This window comes from Vibrio sp. 10N.239.312.D08 (assembly GCF_041466145.1).
Taxonomy (GTDB): domain Bacteria; phylum Pseudomonadota; class Gammaproteobacteria; order Enterobacterales; family Vibrionaceae; genus Vibrio; species Vibrio crassostreae_C.
Window position 1 is genome coordinate 1 of sequence record NZ_JBFSSD010000074.1, and the last position, 18914, is coordinate 18914.

General features: G+C 44.5%; 17 protein-coding genes, 2 tRNA genes, 1 other RNA gene and 1 pseudogene. 13 read left to right on the forward strand and 8 right to left on the reverse strand.

What is annotated here, in order from left to right; all coding sequences use genetic code 11:
• Positions 1-86: 86 nt before the first annotated feature.
• Positions 87-171 (reverse strand) — tRNA-Tyr (locus AB6D58_RS23140).
• A 102-nt stretch (positions 172-273) separates the two neighbouring features.
• Positions 274-358: transfer RNA gene (locus AB6D58_RS23145), tRNA-Tyr, on the reverse strand.
• Positions 359-907: 549 nt separating this feature from the next.
• Between AB6D58_RS23145 and AB6D58_RS23150 the strand changes: the two genes are divergently transcribed.
• The 3 genes from AB6D58_RS23150 (at position 908) to AB6D58_RS23160 (ending at position 5559) form a co-directional block, all read left to right on the forward strand.
• On the forward strand, positions 908-1984 hold the full coding sequence (locus tag AB6D58_RS23150) for an efflux RND transporter periplasmic adaptor subunit (protein WP_372158682.1): 1077 nt from the start codon (positions 908-910) through the stop codon (positions 1982-1984).
• Positions 1984-5097: a vibriobactin export RND transporter permease subunit VexH gene (gene vexH, locus AB6D58_RS23155; protein ID WP_017062023.1), complete on the forward strand. Its 3114-nt coding sequence runs from the start codon at positions 1984-1986 to the stop codon at positions 5095-5097. The genes AB6D58_RS23150 and vexH overlap by 1 nt, the downstream gene beginning before the upstream one ends.
• Before the next feature lie 141 nt (positions 5098-5238).
• On the forward strand, positions 5239-5559 hold the full coding sequence (locus tag AB6D58_RS23160) for a DUF1244 domain-containing protein (protein WP_004736423.1): 321 nt from the start codon (positions 5239-5241) through the stop codon (positions 5557-5559).
• Positions 5560-5652: 93 nt separating this feature from the next.
• Here AB6D58_RS23160 and AB6D58_RS23165 read toward each other — a convergent pair whose 3' ends face one another.
• Positions 5653-6720, reverse strand: coding sequence for a PLP-dependent cysteine synthase family protein (locus AB6D58_RS23165; protein WP_102333422.1), 1068 nt, complete (start codon positions 6718-6720; stop codon positions 5653-5655).
• Positions 6721-6849: 129 nt separating this feature from the next.
• Here AB6D58_RS23165 and AB6D58_RS23170 point away from each other — a divergent pair, with 129 nt between their 5' ends.
• Positions 6850-7323: an Lrp/AsnC family transcriptional regulator gene (locus AB6D58_RS23170; protein ID WP_017078855.1), complete on the forward strand. Its 474-nt coding sequence runs from the start codon at positions 6850-6852 to the stop codon at positions 7321-7323.
• An 89-nt stretch (positions 7324-7412) separates the two neighbouring features.
• Entirely contained in the window at positions 7413-8078 is a 666-nt protein-coding gene (locus tag AB6D58_RS23175; RefSeq protein ID WP_017070264.1) for a hypothetical protein, read from the forward strand.
• Positions 8079-8211: 133 nt separating this feature from the next.
• Here AB6D58_RS23175 and tesB read toward each other — a convergent pair whose 3' ends face one another.
• Positions 8212-9072: an acyl-CoA thioesterase II gene (gene tesB / locus AB6D58_RS23180; RefSeq protein WP_029235187.1), complete on the reverse strand. Its 861-nt coding sequence runs from the start codon at positions 9070-9072 to the stop codon at positions 8212-8214.
• A gap of 168 nt (positions 9073-9240) precedes the next feature.
• On the opposite strand from tesB, the gene AB6D58_RS23185 reads away from it, so the two are divergent.
• Complete coding sequence (locus tag AB6D58_RS23185) at positions 9241-9681, forward strand: YbaY family lipoprotein (RefSeq protein ID WP_017058951.1); 441 nt, start codon at positions 9241-9243, stop codon at positions 9679-9681.
• A 75-nt stretch (positions 9682-9756) separates the two neighbouring features.
• On the opposite strand, the gene AB6D58_RS23190 is transcribed toward AB6D58_RS23185, so the two are convergent.
• Positions 9757-10059 carry an MGMT family protein gene (locus AB6D58_RS23190; RefSeq protein ID WP_017058952.1) on the reverse strand — a complete coding sequence of 101 codons (303 nt, stop codon included), beginning with the start codon at positions 10057-10059 and terminating at the stop codon, positions 9757-9759.
• A 227-nt stretch (positions 10060-10286) separates the two neighbouring features.
• On the opposite strand from AB6D58_RS23190, the gene AB6D58_RS23195 reads away from it, so the two are divergent.
• The 5 genes from AB6D58_RS23195 to AB6D58_RS23215 all read left to right on the forward strand — a co-directional run bounded on the left by AB6D58_RS23195 (position 10287) and on the right by AB6D58_RS23215 (position 15024).
• The gene (locus AB6D58_RS23195; RefSeq protein WP_017064066.1) at positions 10287-11030 is read left to right on the forward strand and encodes a hypothetical protein; all 744 of its coding nucleotides are present in this window, start codon (positions 10287-10289) and stop codon (positions 11028-11030) included.
• 196 nt (positions 11031-11226) lie between these two features.
• Positions 11227-11323, forward strand: an RNA gene (gene ffs, locus AB6D58_RS23200) — signal recognition particle sRNA small type.
• Positions 11324-11515: 192 nt separating this feature from the next.
• Positions 11516-12142, forward strand: a complete 627-nt coding sequence (locus AB6D58_RS23205; RefSeq protein ID WP_136975993.1) for a TnsA endonuclease N-terminal domain-containing protein — start codon at positions 11516-11518, stop codon at positions 12140-12142.
• A 6-nt stretch (positions 12143-12148) separates the two neighbouring features.
• A complete protein-coding gene (locus AB6D58_RS23210; RefSeq protein WP_136975991.1) occupies positions 12149-14038 on the forward strand; it encodes a Mu transposase C-terminal domain-containing protein in 1890 nt (629 codons plus the stop codon).
• Positions 14038-15024 (forward strand): TniB family NTP-binding protein, encoded by a 987-nt coding sequence (locus AB6D58_RS23215; protein ID WP_136975989.1) that lies wholly within the window; start codon positions 14038-14040, stop codon positions 15022-15024. The genes AB6D58_RS23210 and AB6D58_RS23215 overlap by 1 nt, the downstream gene beginning before the upstream one ends.
• 239 nt (positions 15025-15263) lie before the next feature.
• Here the strand turns inward: AB6D58_RS23215 and AB6D58_RS23220 are convergent, their stop codons facing one another.
• On the reverse strand, positions 15264-15563 hold the full coding sequence (locus tag AB6D58_RS23220; RefSeq protein ID WP_136975987.1) for a helix-turn-helix domain-containing protein: 300 nt from the start codon (positions 15561-15563) through the stop codon (positions 15264-15266).
• A gap of 101 nt (positions 15564-15664) precedes the next feature.
• Between AB6D58_RS23220 and AB6D58_RS23225 the strand changes: the two genes are divergently transcribed.
• Positions 15665-16210, forward strand: a complete 546-nt coding sequence (locus tag AB6D58_RS23225; RefSeq protein ID WP_136975985.1) for a hypothetical protein — start codon at positions 15665-15667, stop codon at positions 16208-16210.
• Complete coding sequence (locus tag AB6D58_RS23230; protein ID WP_136975983.1) at positions 16204-17586, forward strand: DEAD/DEAH box helicase; 1383 nt, start codon at positions 16204-16206, stop codon at positions 17584-17586. Before AB6D58_RS23225 ends, AB6D58_RS23230 begins: the two co-directional genes overlap by 7 nt.
• Positions 17587-17749: 163 nt before the next feature.
• Here the strand turns inward: AB6D58_RS23230 and istB are convergent, their stop codons facing one another.
• Together istB and AB6D58_RS23240 are read right to left on the reverse strand one after the other, a co-directional pair.
• Positions 17750-18490, reverse strand: coding sequence for an IS21-like element ISVch3 family helper ATPase IstB (gene istB / locus AB6D58_RS23235; protein ID WP_136975822.1), 741 nt, complete (start codon positions 18488-18490; stop codon positions 17750-17752).
• A gap of 11 nt (positions 18491-18501) precedes the next feature.
• Positions 18502-18914 (reverse strand): annotated as a pseudogene (locus AB6D58_RS23240) (IS21 family transposase); the annotation flags it as partial.

Sequence of the window (18914 nt, forward strand, 5' to 3'; positions counted from 1 at the left end):
TTCACAAAGTAAGCCTAAATTGATGTTTTCCCATAAGCCCATCAACTAGGTTGTTCTCTTAACTCTCGAAAGAGGTAAGAAGAATATGGTGGAGGGAGACGGATTCGAACCATCGAAGGCAGTGCCGGCAGATTTACAGTCTGCTCCCTTTGGCCACTCGGGAACCCCTCCAGGGTGTGTCTTACTCTTCACAAAGTAAGCCTAAATTGATGTTTTCCCATAAGCCCATCAATCAGGTTGCTCTCTTAACTCTTAAAAGAGGTAAGAAGAATATGGTGGAGGGAGACGGATTCGAACCATCGAAGGCGGAGCCGGCAGATTTACAGTCTGCTCCCTTTGGCCACTCGGGAACCCCTCCAGGGTGTTTTCCTAACTCATAATGGATAGGCTAAAGAGATGTTTTTCCCAACGCATCTCTCAAGTGCGGAGCGCATCATAGCAAACACGCTAAACCTGTAAAGGGTTTTTCTTATGGTTTTGTGTTAAATGCTGCCTTTTTGGGCAAAGATGGCGAAAAGTACGCATATTGCTCGTGAAGTGAACATCTGTACTAAGGTTTACGTACTGATAGATAACACCTTGAGGTAATTGGCTTTCTGTATTCTATTCATTGTGTCTAGAACGTGATGAAACGTAAATGGAATTTAATCTAGATTTACACTTCTTGACGTTACAGCATTCATCAGTTGATAGAATACGGTTAATTTCATTTATAGATAATAATACCAATCGTAGTAAGTAACTTGTCATTCTAGCTTGTTAAAATGCTCGATAACTGCGTTAGAATTTTTGATTGTAGGATAACTACTTATCTAAAATGCTGCCTTGTTCTCAAGCCTTTTCCCTACGCTATTTTTGACCACTGACTCACTGTGATTGGTATAAACCTTACTTGCAGACCATTATTATGAAGCGTAAATCTGTTTTAACCCTGCTTAGCTTGTCTATTCTTATGGCGTCTCCAGCCGTACTCGCTAAACGTATGGGCCCAAGCACTGTCACTGTTGTTACTGAGCAGGTTGATATTCACCAAGTTAGCCAATCTCTTTCGTTGGTCGGTAAGCTAGAAGCCGAGCAATCGGTAATGATCACTTCTGAAGTGGCTGGCAGAGTGGACTCTATCAACATTAAAGCCAATCAAGATGTCACTAAAGGACAGATGTTGGTTCAACTCGACGATGACAAAGCAAAAGCGGCAGTTGCAGAAGCGCAAGCTTATCTAAAAGACGAGCAACGTAAGCTAGCGGAATTTCAACGCCTAGTGAAACGTAACGCGATCACGCAAACTGAAATTGACGCTCAGAAAACGAACGTAGAGATTGCCAACGCTCGTTTAGCTGCTGCAAATGCCAATCTGAAAGATCTTCACATCAGCGCGCCATTCTCGGGCACTGTTGGTTTTATCGACTTTAGCCGCGGTAAAATGGTGACAGCAGGTACTGAACTCGTGACCTTAGATGACCTATCGGTAATGCAATTAGATCTGCAGATCCCGGAGCGCTACCTTTCTAAACTGTCTAGAGGTATGAAAGTAACGGCTCGCACTAGCGCATGGGGCGACACTCAGTTCACTGGTACTGTAGTAGGCATTGATTCTCGTATTAACGCTGAAACCTTGAACCTTCGAGTTCGAATCCACTTCGACAACAATAATGATTATCTAAAGCCAGGTATGTTAGTGGCGGCGGATATGGACTTCCCACCAGTGGAAGCGCCAATCATTCCAGTTCAAGCGCTTGAGTATTCAGGTACGAAGCGTTTCGTTTATGTTATCGACGAAGATAATAAAGCAACTCGTACAGAAGTTTTCCTTGGGGCACGTATCGATAACGAAGTCGTGATCGACAAAGGCATCGAAATTGGCCAGAAGATCGTGGTGCAAGGTATCGTGAACATGCGTGACGGCGTCTTGGTTCAAGAGCTTGCCGTTAATCGCCCAGCTGATGCAGCAAGTGATAAAAAAGCACAAGAAGGCGCTAACTAATGTTGTTATCTGATGTTTCTGTAAAGAGACCAGTAGCGGCCGTCGTATTGAGCCTACTATTGGTTGTGTTTGGTATTGTCTCTTTCAATAAGCTCGCGGTTCGTGAGATGCCAGATATTGAAAGCCCGGTAGTATCGATCAGTACTCGTTATGAGGGTGCGTCTGCCACCATCATTGAAAGCCAAATAACCTCCAACCTTGAAGACCAGTTATCCGGCATCAGTGGTATCGATGAGATCGAATCCACAACGCGTAACGGTATGTCGCGTATCACGATTACTTTTGAGCTTGGTTACGACCTCAATACCGGTGTGAGTGATGTTCGTGATGCTGTAGCTCGTGCGCAGCGTTCATTGCCCGATGAAGCCGACGACCCAATTGTTTATAAGAACAATGGTAGTGGTGAAGCTTCGGTCTACATCAACTTAAGTTCGACAGAGATGGACCGAACGCAGTTAACCGACTACACCGAACGTGTGTTGATTGACCGCTTTAGTTTGATTTCTGGCGTGAGCTCGGTGGATATCTCAGGTGGCTTGTACAAAGTAATGTACGTCAAGCTGAAACCTGCGCAGATGGCGGGTCGTGGTGTTACTACCTCCGACATCACATCTGCGTTGAACAGTGAGAACATTGAAAGCCCGGGTGGTGAAGTACGTAACGATGCGATTGTGATGTCGGTTCGTACTGCTCGTTCTTACACTGAAGCTGAAGATTTCGAATACCTAGTCGTTAAACGTGCCTCTGATAACACACCTATCTACTTGAAAGACGTAGCGGATGTTTACATTGGCGCAGAAAACGAGAACTCGACCTTTAAGAGTGACGGCGTTGTTAACGTAAGTATGGGTATCGTGCCTCAGTCAGATGCGAACCCACTTGAGGTGGCTGACTTAGTCCATAAAGAAGTCGAAGCAATTCAAAAGTTCTTGCCAGACGGTACTCGTTTAGCTGTCGATTATGACTCAACAGTCTTTATTGACCGTTCAATCTCAGAGGTATACAGCACACTCTTTATCACGGGTGGCTTGGTTATCCTTGTGCTTTACATCTTTATTGGTCAAGCACGTGCAACACTTATTCCAGCGGTAACCGTACCTGTATCTCTGATCTCGTCGTTTATTGCCGCGTACTACTTCGGTTTCTCCATCAACCTGATTACCCTGATGGCACTTATCCTGTCGATTGGTTTGGTGGTCGATGATGCGATCGTGGTGGTTGAGAACATTTTCCACCATATCGAACGTGGTGAGTCACCACTGCTTGCTGCCTATAAAGGTACTCGTGAAGTAGGCTTCGCGGTAATCGCAACAACGCTTGTATTGGTAATGGTATTCCTACCAATCTCGTTCATGGACGGCATGGTTGGCCTATTGTTTACCGAGTTTTCTGTATTGCTTGCGATGTCGGTGATCTTCTCGTCGCTAGTCGCATTAACGCTAACGCCAGTGCTAGGCAGTAAGATCCTTAAAGCGAACGTTAAACCAAACCGTTTCAATTTGTTTGTCGAGCGCGTATTTGGCAAGCTTGAGTCTGGATACCGCGCGGTATTGCGCCGTGCTCTTAACTGGCGTTGGGCCGCTCCAATCATCATTATCGCGTGTATGGGCGGTAGTTATGGCTTGATGCAACAAGTGCCGTCGCAACTGACGCCACAAGAAGACCGTGGTGTTATATTTGCGTTTGTTCGTGGTGCCGATGCAACCAGTTACAACCGTATGTCTGCCAACATGGACATCGTTGAAGAACGCTTAATGCCATTGCTTGGTCAGGGCTTCTTGAAGTCATTCAGTATTCAATCACCAGCGTTTGGTGGTAATGCGGGTGACCAAACGGGCTTCGTAATCATGATCCTAGAAGACTGGGATGAGCGTGACGTTACCGCACAAGAAGCGTTGAACGAAGTTCGTAAATCGTTGAACGGCATTCCAGATGTGCGTGTATTCCCGTTCATGCCGGGCTTCAAAGGTGGTTCAAGTGAGCCTGTTCAATTCGTACTTGGCGGTTCTGATTACTCTGAACTTCAGAAGTGGGCAGAGCTCTTAAAGCAAGCGGCTGAAGATTCTCCAATGATGGAAGGCGCGGACATCGATTACTCTGAGAAAACACCAGAGCTATTGGTAACCGTAGATAAGCAGCGTGCAGCAGAGCTAGGTGTTAGCGTTTCAGACATTTCAGATACGTTAGAAATCATGCTTGGCGGCCGCAGTGAAACGACCTTCGTTGACCGTGGTGAAGAGTACGACGTGTATCTGCGTGGTGATGAAAACAGCTTCAACAACGCGAACGATCTAAGCCAAATCTACATGCGAACTCAGTCTGGTGAGCTGGTTACACTTGATACGCTGACGCACATTGAAGAAGTGGCTTCATCGATTCGTTTGTCGCACTACAACAAGCAGAAATCGGTGACCATTAAAGCGAACCTAATGGAAGGTTACACGCTGGGTGACGCGCTCGATTTCCTTGATGAACAAGCGATTGAACAGCTACCGGGTGATATTTCAGTGAGCTACTCTGGCGAGTCAAAAGACTTTAAAGAGAACCAATCAAGTATCCTAGTGGTGTTTGCGCTAGCGATGCTGGTCGCATACTTGGTACTGGCCGCGCAGTTTGAAAGCTTCATTAACCCGCTGGTGGTGATGTTCACCGTACCTATGGGTATCTTCGGTGGCTTCTTAGGCTTGGTGCTGATGAGTCAAGGGCTCAACGTCTACAGCCAGATTGGTATGATCATGTTGATCGGTATGGTAACCAAAAACGGTATCTTGATCGTAGAGTTTGCTAACCAACTTCGTGACCGTGGTATTGAGTTTGAAAAGGCGATCATTGATGCTTCTGCTCGACGCTTACGTCCAATCATGATGACGGCATTCACGACGCTGGCTGGTGCAATTCCATTGATTACTTCAACGGGCGCAGGCTATGAAAGCCGAGTGGCTGTGGGTACGGTTATCTTCTTCGGTATGGGCTTCGCGACATTGGTAACTCTGTTCGTTATCCCTGCGATGTACCGACTGATTTCAGGATCAACACGCTCTCCGGGTCACGTGGAAGCGGAACTTAATAAAGAGCTTAGCCATGACAACGTGGGAAGAACCTCTCACGGTTAATGAACACGCACGATTAATGAACACGGAATAGTGTAACAATATTGAAAAGCCTGCGTTTGCTCCTAGCGAATTGCAGGCTTTTTTTGTATAACAAACAGAGCTCAACGAATTAATACAATAGATCGAATAAAGGAAAGTAAAGTGGCTGAATTTAAATACAAAGATCTTTCTCAAGAAGAACAAGATAAGCTGGATGCAGCAACCTTTCGTCGCCTGCTAGCACACCTAGATAACAATAAAGATGTGCAGAACATCGATCTGATGATCTTGGCTGGCTTCTGCCGAAACTGTTTCAGTAAATGGTACAAAGCGGAAGCAGAGCAACAAGGCTTAGACTTGGATATCGATGACGCTCGTGAGCGTGTATACGGCATGACTTACGATGAGTGGAAACAAAACCATCAACCAAAAGCGACGCCTGAACAACTTGCGGCATTTGAAGCGAAGCAGAAGCCAGAGTAATTTGTTCTCGTTAGTGGCTGATTAATAGAATGAATAAACAAAAAGGGCCCATCAAGGGCTCTTTTTTATTTCTAACTACCGGCTTATATGAACTTAAGCCAACTCACTCGTTTGAGAGAAAGCTTCTAGCTTCGCTGCATAAGGTTGTAGGTCTCCGATATTCAGATTTACCCACTCGTCATTGAAGTAAGTGTCTAGGTAACGCTCACCACTGTCACACAGTAAAGTCACGATAGAACCTTTTTCTCCACGTGCTTTCATTTCACTGGCTAATTGAAGCACACCGTACATGTTAGTCCCGGTTGATGCGCCGACCTTGCGACCAAGAATGTCAGATAACCAATGTGTCGTTGCGATACTTGCTGCGTCTGGGATTTTACGCATTTCGTCAACCACACCAGGAATGAAGCTTGGTTCTGCTCGTGGGCGACCAATGCCTTCAATCTTGCTGAATGTACTACATTTCACGTTCGCATTGCCTGTTTGGAAGTATTCGTGGAATACAGAGTTCTCAGGGTCCACAACACAAAGCTTAGTTTCATGTTGTTGGTAGCGAATGAAACGGCCAATCGTCGCTGAAGTACCGCCAGTACCTGGGCTCATTACTACCCAAGCCGGAACTGGGTGATCTTCCATCTGCATTTGATTGAAAATCGAGTTCGCGATGTTGTTGTTACCACGCCAGTCGGTTGCGCGCTCAGCGTAAGTAAATTGATCCATGTAGTGACCATTCAATTCTTCTGCTAAACGGCGAGACTCATCGTAAATTTCATCTGAGCGGTCCACAAGATGCGCTTGGCCGCCGTAGAATTCAATTTGCTCGATCTTTTTCTTCGCTGTGCATTTTGGCATTACCGCGATAAATGGAAGGCCAAGTAGGCGAGCGAAGTAAGCTTCAGACACCGCAGTACTGCCCGATGAAGATTCAATGATCGTGGTTTCTGGGCCAACCCAACCGTTACAGATAGCGTATAAGAAGAGAGAACGCGCTAAACGGTGCTTTAAAGAGCCTGTAGGGTGTGTGCTTTCATCTTTAAGGTAAACATCAATGCCTTCGATACTTGGTAGATCGAGCTTGATAAGGTGCGTATCCGCTGAGCGTTGGTAGTCCGCTTCAATTTTACGAATCGCGTTGTTAATCCATTGATGGTCAGTGCACATAAACGTTCTCCTGATCGAGTGTAGGAATTCTTTGTAATTGGTATGGTTCTAATTTATCTATAATCGGAGAGAAAAACTTTGCCATATTTGCTTTGTTTTGCTTAAATTGTAGAAAATTATTCTCTTTAAATGCGATTTGGTGAAAGTGTGATAGATGCCGTAGATAAAAAAATATTAGGGTTACTGCAAGAAGACAGCACCCTGTCATTGAATGACATTTCTGAAGCGGTCAATCTCACCACAACGCCTTGCTGGAAAAGGCTTAAGCGCCTTGAAGAGAACGGCATTATTGAGAAAAGAGTGGCGTTACTGAATCCCGAAAAGCTCGATCTTTCTTTTACCGCGTTCGTATTGATTAAAACCAGTGATCATTCTCACGAGTGGTATGGTCGTTTTGTGAATACTGTGTCGGAGTTTCCAGAAGTGATGGAGTTCTATCGCATGGCTGGCGAATATGACTATATGATGAAGGTTCAGGTGAAAGACATGAAGTGCTTTGATGATTTCTACAAGCGCTTGGTGAATAGCATTGATGGTATCTCTAATGTGACCTCGACATTTGCGATGGAACCATTGAAGTACACGACAGCATTGCCGCTTTAAGCTGCGCCTAGTAATAGATTAACTATCGCTTTAGTTTAACTATCTTCTCAGTTTAGATCTCGTCTCTGCGATAAAGAAAAGGATTATTCATGTTTGCAAAAGTATCTACCGCTATCCAGCTGGTACTGGCGGTCGCCATTTTTTACTTGGGTTACACCATCTACTCATTGACTAATAAAGTCGGTGAAATCGTTGATACTTACCCGCAAGTTATCGAAGACATATCGGGCCTCACCAAAGGGCTCAAAGTAGAAGAGCTATTAGCGCTTGCAGAACATGTCAGCGATCTTGCTCCTCAGGTGTTAAACACTGTCGAAGAAGTTAGAAAGACGATCGATGATGTGAATCAAACCGTAGCCTCGGTCGACAACAAAATCCCTGCGATATTAGATGAAGTGAAAAATGTTCGAACGGAAGTCGAGCAGGTAAGAACCGATGTTATTCCACCAACATTAACTGAATTAAAGAGATACCGCGTAGACGTAATGCCACCAATGCTCGCTGAAAGTAAGTCTTACCGCGAACAGACTATTCCTGTCATCGTCACGGAATCTGAAATGCTACGAGCGGAAGTCCCAGGTATTTTGGCACAAGCTAATTTGTTAGCTGATAAGAGTAAGGAACTCGCTCAGGGAGCCGCTGAGGGCGCGGTGAAAGGCGTAGTGTTATCGCCATTTAACCTTCTACGAGACGCAGGTGATGGCATTAAAACGCGAGTTCAAGGCGAGTTTGAGCCAACGTTAGAAGTTGAGTAGGTTTTATTGATTTTTGCGTGACGAGTTTTCTTAAGCGTCATTAAAGAAAGAGGCTAGGTATTAAACCTAGCCTCTTTTTGTTTGTGCGTATTTGGGGCTTGTAAGAAGCGTTTATCCGCTATTTATTTGAGTGCTATTTAGTAAAACGCATCACACCTTCTTGTACTGCTGTCGCTACCAGCTCACCTTTCTGGTTGAAGATCTCGCCGCGCACTAGGCCGCGAGTGTTCGCTGCCGTTGGGCTTTCAATCGCATAAAGCAGCCATTCGTCCATTTTGAATGGGCGGTGGAACCAGATTGAGTGGTCAATCGTCGCCACTTGAAAATTTGGCGTCATGATAGAGACTTCATGTGGGTGAAGCGCCGTCACTAAGAATCCCCAATCCGATGCGTAGGCAAGCAGGTATTGGTGGATCAAGTGGTTGTCTGGCATCGCGCCATTCGCTCTTACCCAAAGGTATTGTTTCGCTTCCGTCTTCTTAGGTTTCAGTGGGTTTACCACCGTCACCGGACGCATCTCAATCGGCTTTTCGCCACAGAAGGTTTTGCGCAGTTTCTCTGGTAAGAATTCCGCAATGTGGCTCGCTAATTCAGTTTCTGAGGCAAAGTTCTCTGGTCCCGGAATATCAGGCATTGAAATCTGGTGCTCAAACCCTGGCGCATCGCCATGATAAGAAGCAGTGAGATAGAAAATAGGGCGGCCATTTTGAATCGCTTTTACACGGCGTGTGCTAAAGCTGCGTCCATCTCGTAGGTTCTCAACATCGTAAATGATTGGCTTTTCAGGATCGCCGGGAAACAGAAAATAACTGTGGAACGAGTGAACACTACGGTCGTCTTGAACGGTATAACGAGCAGCAGAAAGCGCTTGTCCCAATACCTGACCGCCGTATACCTGTGGTAGGCCTAGGTTCTCACTTTGCCCACGGAATAAACCTTCTTCCAGTTTTTCTAGCTGAAGTAAACTTAGTAATTCTTGTAAAGGTTGACTCATCGCCAGCATTCCTCTTCGTAAAATGGGTGTCAGATTATGGTGTTAATCATTTAGCTTAGTCAGATATCTGTCAATAAATCATAGGGTTTCAAGACAGAATATGAAAGCTCTCTTATAATTGGTGAGTAGATTTGCCGAGTCCGGCAAACATGTTGAGAGAAATTGAATATGAAAAAGGCTCTAATTCTTATTACGTCTTTAGTATCGTTTGGCCTACTTGTTGGTTGCCAAGCAACATCAGAAACGAGCGCTTCTCAAGAAGTGGTTGCAGAGAACACTCAAGTGATTTCAGGAACAGTAAGCTACCGTGAAAGAATTGCATTGCCAGAGAATGCAGTGGTTACCGTTACGCTAGAAGATATCTCACTGGCTGATGCACCATCGACGGTTATCGCAACTCAAGAGTTCACCACAGACGGTAAGCAAGTACCGTTCGCATTCGAGCTGAGCTACGACAACGACAAAATTAAAGCTAACCACCGTTACAACATGCGCGCATCGATTCATGTTGACGGTAAACTGCGTTTCATAACGGACACGATTAAGTCAGTAATTACTGATGTAGAAAATACACAGCAAGCAGACCTACGTTTGGTTGGTGTTCGTTAATCAGAAATCGATGCCACTGTTAAGGCATCTTGATTGGCTTAACTTAGCCAGTTGAATTGACGATTAGTGGCAGCTCTAGGGCTGCCATTTGTATATTCTGAGTTTAACTTTTCCTGCATCACTCACCTCAACCCCTTCTTTAACCAAATGCTGCTTTTGTCTGTCGAACGAATCAGCCTTTAAAGATATTTCACCCTTGCTGTTTATCACTCGATACCAAGGCAGTTTGCTACCTTCTGGCAGGTTACCCAGCGCTTTACCAACATGGCGCGCATAGCCCGGAAATCCTGAAAAACGTGCTATGTCTCCATAAGTTGTTACTTTCCCATATGGAATTTGGTGAATCACAGCAAAGATTTGGCTTAAAAATTGGTCCATACTAAATGTTCCTAGTTCATAAATACCAATCACAGTAAGTAAGTGTTCAAAAATAGCGCAGGGAAAAAGCTTGAGAGCAAGGCCGCTCTTTTTGATAAGAAGTTTTGATAAGTAGTTATTCTACAATCAAAAAATCTAACGAGGTTATCGAGTTTTTTAACAAGCTAGGGTGACCAGTTAATTACTACGATTGGTATGGTACCACGGATCGGTAGAAGGAGAGGGCTATGGTATTTACAACGTTTCAGTTCTTGATCACCACATTATTAGCGGTTGTTTGCGCGAGAGCAATCAGTTTAAGTGAGGGAGATATCCCGGTGCTTGCAATGGTAATTCCTGCTTTATGGATTTTACCGCAGGGGGGCATAGCAGGATTAGCTTTGCTTGTTTCCATGACCACTTATGGTCTAACCCTTCCTTTGCAGCCTATCACGCTGTCTGTCAGTGCGTGGGTACTATTCCCGTTATTGATGGTGGTCTTCTCAAGACGCAGTAGTTTGTCGGTCGTGATTATTTCCGGCTTGATTGTGACTACTTTGCAGGTCGGGATCATGGTGACACAATCAGCAGGCAAGCTTGAAGGTGTCCCGTGGGTTACCACACTTCAAACCTTATCAATCATCGTGATTTGGTGGGCGGCAAATCATCTTAAGCCTGCCAGCCGACACAGCTGGTGGTCATTAGGCTTAATACTTCCATTATGGATAGCCGATTTACCTTATGCCGCTTTGGTTGCCTTGTGTGTAACGGGCATCATGGCATCGATGGAAACGCTGACGCGCTTGAAAACCTTCCGCTGGAATAAACTACTGTGTTGGACACTGCCAACGGTCGGTTTTGCGGCTCTGGTGATTACTCCAAGCATCGAAGTACCGAGCCCAGTCTTTGTGGTGTGGTTGTGTCTATTAGGTACCGCGTGGATGACAGACTACATCATTCGCACAGAAGATAACGAAGACATCGATATCTAGTACTCCAGCAATCCAAACCTTCCAAATGCAGGTAAATGGTGAATTTACCTGCGATTTTCTAATGGTTTGAATAAAGGATAAGCACTTAGACCGCAATTGTTCAAAAATAGGGTGGAAGGGCTTGCAATGGTTGCTGTGATGCTTAATAATCCAATCACTCTTTGAGGCAAGCCTCTTAGAAAACGAATCTATGGGGGCCTGGTCCTCCCGCAACAATAGCTCGTGAACTCGGTCAGGCCTGGAAGGGAGCAGCCGCAGCGAGTGACTTGTGTGCCGGGATGTGGCTGGGTTCCCACCCCTTATGAAGCCTGCAATATATGTTATATCTATAGCATTGATATATGTACTAATTGCAGTATTCCGCCTTTAAAAGCCAGTCTGGATAAAACCAGAAAATGTCATATCAGTACCAGAAAATGGCAATCTAGTACAAAAAAGTGTCCTATACTCAAAACGGTTGTAATTTTACATCGTTGAGGGACGTTATGTATGTACGTAATCTAAGAAAGCCAAGTCCTACCAAAAACGTCATCAAGTTCTCTAGTCCTAAAAATAACGACATGATTCTGTGTGAAAGTCGTTTGGAGTTTGATGCCTGCTTTCACCTCGAGTACTCCAAAGACGTCATTTCGTTCAGTAGTCAACCAACCGGTTTTTACTATGAGCTTGACGGTAAAAACAATCCTTATACACCTGATTTTTTGGTTCATCTTCGTGATGGAAGCCGTCAGTATTGGGAAGTTAAGCCACGACATGTAGCGCAGAAGCCAGAATTTCAATTGAAATTCATGGCCCAGCAAAGTGCGGCGATAGCACTTGGAGAAACCTTGAACTTAGTTACTAGTCGTCAGATACGTTTGAATCCTATCCTGAATAACCTAAAACTCATGCATGCCTATCATGGCTTTTATCAAATAACCAAGCTTCAAACTGATATCATCGCACTTGTCTGGCGTTTAGGAGCAGTACCCCTCCAAGGTGTAGCGTTGGAACTCGATCTTCCGCTAGCTGAGGCAAAATCTTCGGTATTGCCATTACTGGCGAAAGGAGAACTAGTCGCAGACTTAAAAAGTGCAGTGTTTGGTACGGAGACGGTGCTAACAGTGGGGTAAAAAACAATGTCTATTGGCCCTTTTGATGATGAATCTGAATCAATTCGTAATGTACAAGTTAGCTTGGAAGAACAACGAGAAGATGAACATAATACTCTGAAATATCGGAGCCTTTCTGATTCAAAACTAATAGAGCGGGATTTAAGCTCTTACCCTGAAGAGCAGCAAAACATTGCTTTGCAGCGATACAAGCTCATCTCCCTAATAGCGAAAGATAACAACCATGGGTGGTCGCCCACTACGCTCAATCCACTTATAAGCAAACATTTCGAAGCATGTGGTTTGTCGAAAAAGCCTAGCTCTAGGACTGTTTGCCGGTGGCGTGCAGCGTTTAATGAAAGCGGTGGTGATATAAAGTCCTTGGTCAACCGTCATCACGATAAAGGTAGCAAAGAGAAAAAGGTTGTTGGTGATGAGAAGTACTTTGAAGAGGCACTGGAGCGTTTTTTAACGTCAACACGCCCATCCTATGCCAAAGCATATGAGTTCTATTCAGATAGTATCATCCTCGCAAATGAGACAATTGTTGAGGGTAAGATCTCTAAGCTGACGTACGAAGGGTTTAAAAAACGACTAAAGTCTTTACCTCCATACATGGTGGCGGTGGGTCGTTATGGGCAATATTTTGCCGACCTTTGGTTCAGGTATTTTGATGCTCACGAGCCCCCAACAAGAGTTTTGCAACGTGTTGAAATCGATCACACCCCCCTAGATGTTATTTTAATAGATGACGAGTTACTTGTTCCTTTGGGCCGCCCTTACTTAACTTTGCTGGTTGATGTCTTCAGTGGTTGTATTATTGGTTACCACATTGGCTTTAAAGCCCCAAGTTATGTGTCTGTGTCAAAAGCTATTATCAACAGTGTTAAGCCCAAAAATGACCTAGTTACTAAGGGTTTCGAGTTAAATAATCGTTGGGATTGTCATGGCAAAATTGAGACTTTAGTCGTCGATAATGGGGCGGAGTTTTGGTCAAAGAGTTTAGAGAAAGCGTGTTTAGAGTCAGGTATACACATTGATTACAATAAAGTGCGTCGCCCCTGGTTGAAGCCATTTGTTGAAAGAGCTTTTGGCAAGATCAATGAGATGTTTCTGATGACTATACCCGGTAAAACATTCTCAAATACTATTGAAAAAGCTGATTACAACCCTACAAAAGACGCTGTTGTTAGGTTTTCTGTGTTTTGCGAAGAGTTCTTGAGGTGGGTCGTTGATGTTCATAATGTTAAGCCTGATCAGCGAATGTCTCGCATACCATCACTCTATTGGCAACAAAGTGTCGATTCTATAAAACCACTAGAACTCGCGATTGAAGACGAACAGCATTTCACAGTAGTGATGGGAATAGCGGATGAAAGAAAGCTTACTTCTCTGGGGATAACCTACGAGCATTTGCAATACGACTGCCGAGCGTTATCTGACTATCGAAAGCAATACCCACAGAAGAAAGCCTCTAAGAAGCATATCAAAATAGACCCGGACGATTTATCGAGCATCTATATTTTTCTTGATGAGCTTGGTGGTTACCTTGAGGTGCCGGCAAAAGATCCAGTTGGTTACACGAAAAAGCTTAGTCTAGAAGTACACCGAACATTGGTTGCTGCTCATCGGAAGTACATAGATACTCAAATTGATATCGTTGGTTTAGCCAAGGCTCGTATGGCATTGCATAAGCGAATTCTTGCAGAACAAGAGAATGGTAAGCAGCGAGGTCTCGTCAGTGTTAATCAGAAACACGCCAAAAAATTGGCTGCTCATAAGGGTATATCTAGCGATAAACCTGGCACGATTGAAGAAAATAAAATCCCAGAAACTAATGCCTCACAGCCAGGGAAGGTCTCTGCGATCTCATTATGGAATCAATCGAGAGACAAACTACATAAGCGAGGGGAGTAATGACCGAAAACGGTGAGTTAAGAGCGTTCTATGACTCTTACATAGTGCTTCCCCATTTAAATACGGTCATTAGTGATCTCGATTGGCTCAGATTACGGGGCCGATCTGGTGGCTCGGTACCTTCAATGATAATAATGGGTGATTCTGGCTCTGGTAAGTCTGCCTTGCTGGATTATTATATCAATACTCATCTTAGGAACGGCTCTCGGCAGGTATTATTGACGCGGGTTAGGCCTACACTGCTAGAAACATTAAAATGGATGAATTATGAACTTGGACGTAAGAACTCGCGTGCAAAACCTTGTGACTATGGGTTAACTGACTCAGTGATAAGATTGTTAAAGCAGTCTGATGTTGAGTTAATCATCATTGATGAGTGTCAGGAGCTAATTCAAAGCCGACGTCAGAAAGAGCGCCAGGATGTTAACGATAGACTTAAGTTTATCAGTGAAAGTACAAAAAAACCGATAGTGTGGGTGGGGTTACCTTGCTCCAAGCACCTACTTTCCGACGGGCAGTGGGAATCTCGAGCTAAGGTTGTGTATCAACTGCCTTATTTTAAATTGAGTCATGAAGCGAGTAGAGATAGTTTCGTTAAGTTATTGGATCTTTTTGACAAAATTCTACCAATACCGTCTTTTGAAACTCTAAGCTCCCCTCAAGTCGGCTTTCCACTGTTTGCAGCCTCACGAGGCGAGATGCGAGCTCTTAAAGAGCTAATTGGCGCAGCGCTTTCGGAGGCACTTTCTGAGGGGAGCAGTTCATTGAGGTTGGAACATTTTGCCGTTGCGTGGGAGAGATTTAATAGGCAACGTAGCGTCAGCGATGAGAACCCTTTTGAGGTTGATATGGTTGATGATCTTAAAGTTAGTGAGATTGAGGCTCATACTGATTTCGAGTTAGATAGTGAAACGGATACATTGGTACAAACTGAGCGTATTTTTTCTGATGCTACATCGCTGGCAAAACTTCTTACCAAGAGCTGATGCAATTTAATAGACAAATGTCTGTTATATCGAACTTTTGATTTTAAGTACCCAGATGTAACAAGCAACCCCTTCAGTTGTCCTCTTGAGGAGATAGAGATTGTTGAGTTAGCGATAGAGACAGACTACAACTATCTAGCCAAGTCCAAAGAAGGTGGCTGATAAATCAATCATTCACAGGCATTTTACCTATTGAGCTTCTTTTAAGTAAAAAAACGTTGAGATTGCTCTAGTCGTTGTTACTTTATCTTGTCTATCAAAGCAGCTTTGTCTTCATCACTTAGCTTGTCTATGATACAAGCCAATTCCGCACTCAATTCGCTCCTACAGAAAAAGTAGTTTAGCGGCACATCTAATTCTTCAGCCATACGTTCAAGCGTACCAATATCGGGTACATGCCTGCCTTTCTCGTAATGATTCATACGACCGCTAGCAGAACTCTGCTCCATACCAATTTTCACCCCTAAATCTTTTTGGGTGATCTTGGCTTTTTTACGCGCAGCTTTGAGCCTCGCTGGGATTGGGTTGTCTTTTTGCACTTACACATTTCTTTTCAACCTTTAGATAACTTAGATTGTCTAAGTTTTACTGATTTTTGTATACTTAGCAATCCTAAGTTTTTATTACCTGTAAGAGTCACATGAAGAAAGTAACCAGAATTAACCCTCACATGTTTAACCTATTGATTGAAAAAGGGATGGATAATTTCTCCGTCACAGAAGCTAGAGATGCTTTGCTAAACAGTGCTTCAGCCTTCTCGAGCAAGGACGATGCGCGGAAGTATGTTTATAAGCAACTTTTATCATTTGAGGAGAAAGGCTGGCTTTCTGTTATTGGGGCTCGTAGAGACAAACGTTACCATCAAACTAACGAATTCAAAGCGCTCACAATTGAGCCTAGAGTGGCTAGAAATAGGAAAACTAAAGTCGATTCAATAGCTGTTCAAACTTCGGAGTACTCTCTAAATGCATTAGAGCAAGAGAAGAAACAGCATGAAGGCGAACTGGCGATTACTCTAGGCGAGATTGAGGAATACCAATCGTTGTTAACGCGTTTCCCAAACAACAAGCAAGATATGCAGCCGCTATTTAATGCAGCAAGAGAACGCTCAGCCAAGCTATTAGGCAGAATTAATGCACTAACCAACTGGATGCAAGTCGCCCAAAGTAAGGTTCCTCAATGTTAAGAGCATGGCAAGCCGAGTGTGCAGCTCAAGCTATCGAGAAATTCACTTCAAACAAGCATTCACACTTCTTCTGCCAAGCGACCCCAGGTGCTGGTAAAACCGTTATGGCCGCCGAGGTCGCGAGTCGGTTATTTGAACAAGGCATGATTGACCTAGTGCTGTGTTTCTCTCCCTCTCTGACTGTTGCAGAAGGGATGCAAAAGACCTTTTCATGGAAGCTCGAATGTTCCTTTAATGGAGGTTTGGGTTCCCTTGGGGGCTCTTACACCTACCAATCCATCCGTTTTTTGGATGAAAACTTTTGGAGCACCGTCAGTAAGTATCGAGTACTAGTGGTATTTGATGAGATCCACCATTGTTCGTTTGATGACGAGGGGCGGTCAAACTCATGGGGGCTAGAAATTGTCTCGAAGATCCAAGGCTTTGCTCATTATACTTTGGCGCTGTCGGGCACTCCTTGGCGTTCTGATCGGCTACCGATTGTCATGGCCGAGTATTCTGATCCTGATGGCAAGGTTGTTTGCGATTACCAATACGGCTTGCAACAGGCTGTTGAAGACGAAGTATGCCGCCGCCCTAAAATCGTTTTAATCGATAATGAACACCTGAGTGTTAAGGCTGGCAGTGACAATCAACACTTCGCCTCTATTCTTGACTGTCTTAAACAATCTGATGTGTCTTACCAAAGCGTCATTCACAATGAAGACGCTATGAATTACATATTAAATAGTGGTTGCCAAAAGCTAGCGCAGATAAGGCAAGAGTCCCCAAATGCTGGAGGCTTAGTGGTTGCATCTTCTATTAAGCACGCTAAAGACATTCAAAAGCGACTTGTTGAGCACTTTAATCAATCAGCGTGCATCGTGACTTATCACCATGACAATCCGTTACACGAAATAGAGTCGTTTCGTCACTCAACAGTTCAGTGGATAGTCAGTGTCGGGATGATAAGTGAAGGAACGGATATTCCTAGGCTTCAAGTATGCTGCCACATGAGTTCGGTAAAAACGGAACTCTATTTTAGACAAGTCCTTGGGCGAATTTTAAGAATCAATGATTCCCCCAACCAAGAAGCGTGGTTGTATACCTTTGCCGAAGAAAGTTTGATTGGGTTTGCTGAAAGAATTGAGCAGGATATTCCTGATAGCTGCATGTACATTAAACAAGATAACAACGTACCGAGTGGTGTTGATGAAATACGCCTGCAGTCAAGCACTGTATCGGAAAGCGTTCAATCTAATCGACCCCAACCAAGCTTACTTAGTTGGGGAGAAACTTCAGATATGATGAATTCAAATAATGCAGGGTTCACTTTAGCATTTGATGAACTGAGGTTAGGCCAATTTAAACAGCGAGTGATCGCTGCATTTATCTAAATAGATTCCGCTTCAATCTCTTTCAGTGTTTTGCCTGTAGCACTTCTCCAGTAATCGGGTCCGCTGTAAGGGTAACCAAGTAGTTGCGTATTTCGGTGATTGCGATCGCTCGTTTCGGTTTATTCCGATCACTTGATCCTGCCGTTTTTCTCTCTTCCTATTTTTACTCTAAGTGATCGGATTGCGCCAGTTTTCTCATCGACTCACCTCCTAGTTCTATTCGATGACTATTGTGTACCAGCCGATCCATTAGAGCGTCTGCGACAGTGGCGTTACCGATCATGTTGTACCACTCCTTTACAGGTAACTGACTGATGACGATCGTGCTGCTGTTTTGGTAACGATCTTCAAGCACTTCTAATAAGTGACCTGCATGCTCTTGGGTTAGCTTTTCCATCCCCCAGTCGTCGAGGATTAGTAGAGCTTTCTTAGCCAACGATTGAAGTTGCTTTTGATAGCTACCGTCCAGACGACCTGCGGTCAGGTCATCAAGCAGGCGAGTTAATCGGTAGTATCTGACCGTGTGTTGTTGGTCGCAGGCACTGGTTGCCAGTGCGCAGCCAAGATACGTTTTGCCAGCACCTGTTGGGCCTGTGATCAAGATATTCTGGTGCTTATGTAGATAACTGCCCGTTAGAAGTTCGCTCATCTGTTTACGATTGAGATTTCGTCCCTCCTTGTAGATGAGTTGGCTCGGCTGAGCATCCACTCTCAGTTTGGCTTGCCGTTTTAAGCGTTGGATTTTTGTCTGATTGCGATTCAAGATTTCACTTTCCAGAAGTAGGCTTAGCCTTTCCTCGAAGTCCAGCTCTGCGTAGGTGCTCAGTTGTTCTTGTTGCTGCTCTAACGCTTTCACTGCATGGCTCAAGCGGAGGGTTTTGAGTTGGTTGTTCAGTGCGTTCATTTGTATTTCTCCTAGTGATAACAGTTCGGGCCACGGACATTGCTATGAACAAGGTTCGGCGTGCTCGTGTTGTCTTTGCTCAGTTGTCCTTCACGATTGTTCTTCAGCAGATTGTTGATGAAGGTGTAGTTCGGTTTTGTCAGCATCAGCGCATCTTTACAGGCTTGCTCTAAGCGCGACTCGCCATGCGCTTTACTCAGATTGAGCAGCCCAAGGCAGGAGCGATACGACTGCTCTGGATGAGGCTTGGAGTAGAGCATCTTATTGATGACTTCTCGTGTGGCTGGGCCGATATTGGCTCCCCAGTTGAGCAGGCGTCCAGGCGACCACTTCTGATGTTGATGATTACTCGGCATGTGCTCTGGTTGGGTGCTGTTTCCGCGCTCTCTTTGGCTGCGTGGATGCTGGGCTACCAAGTTACCTT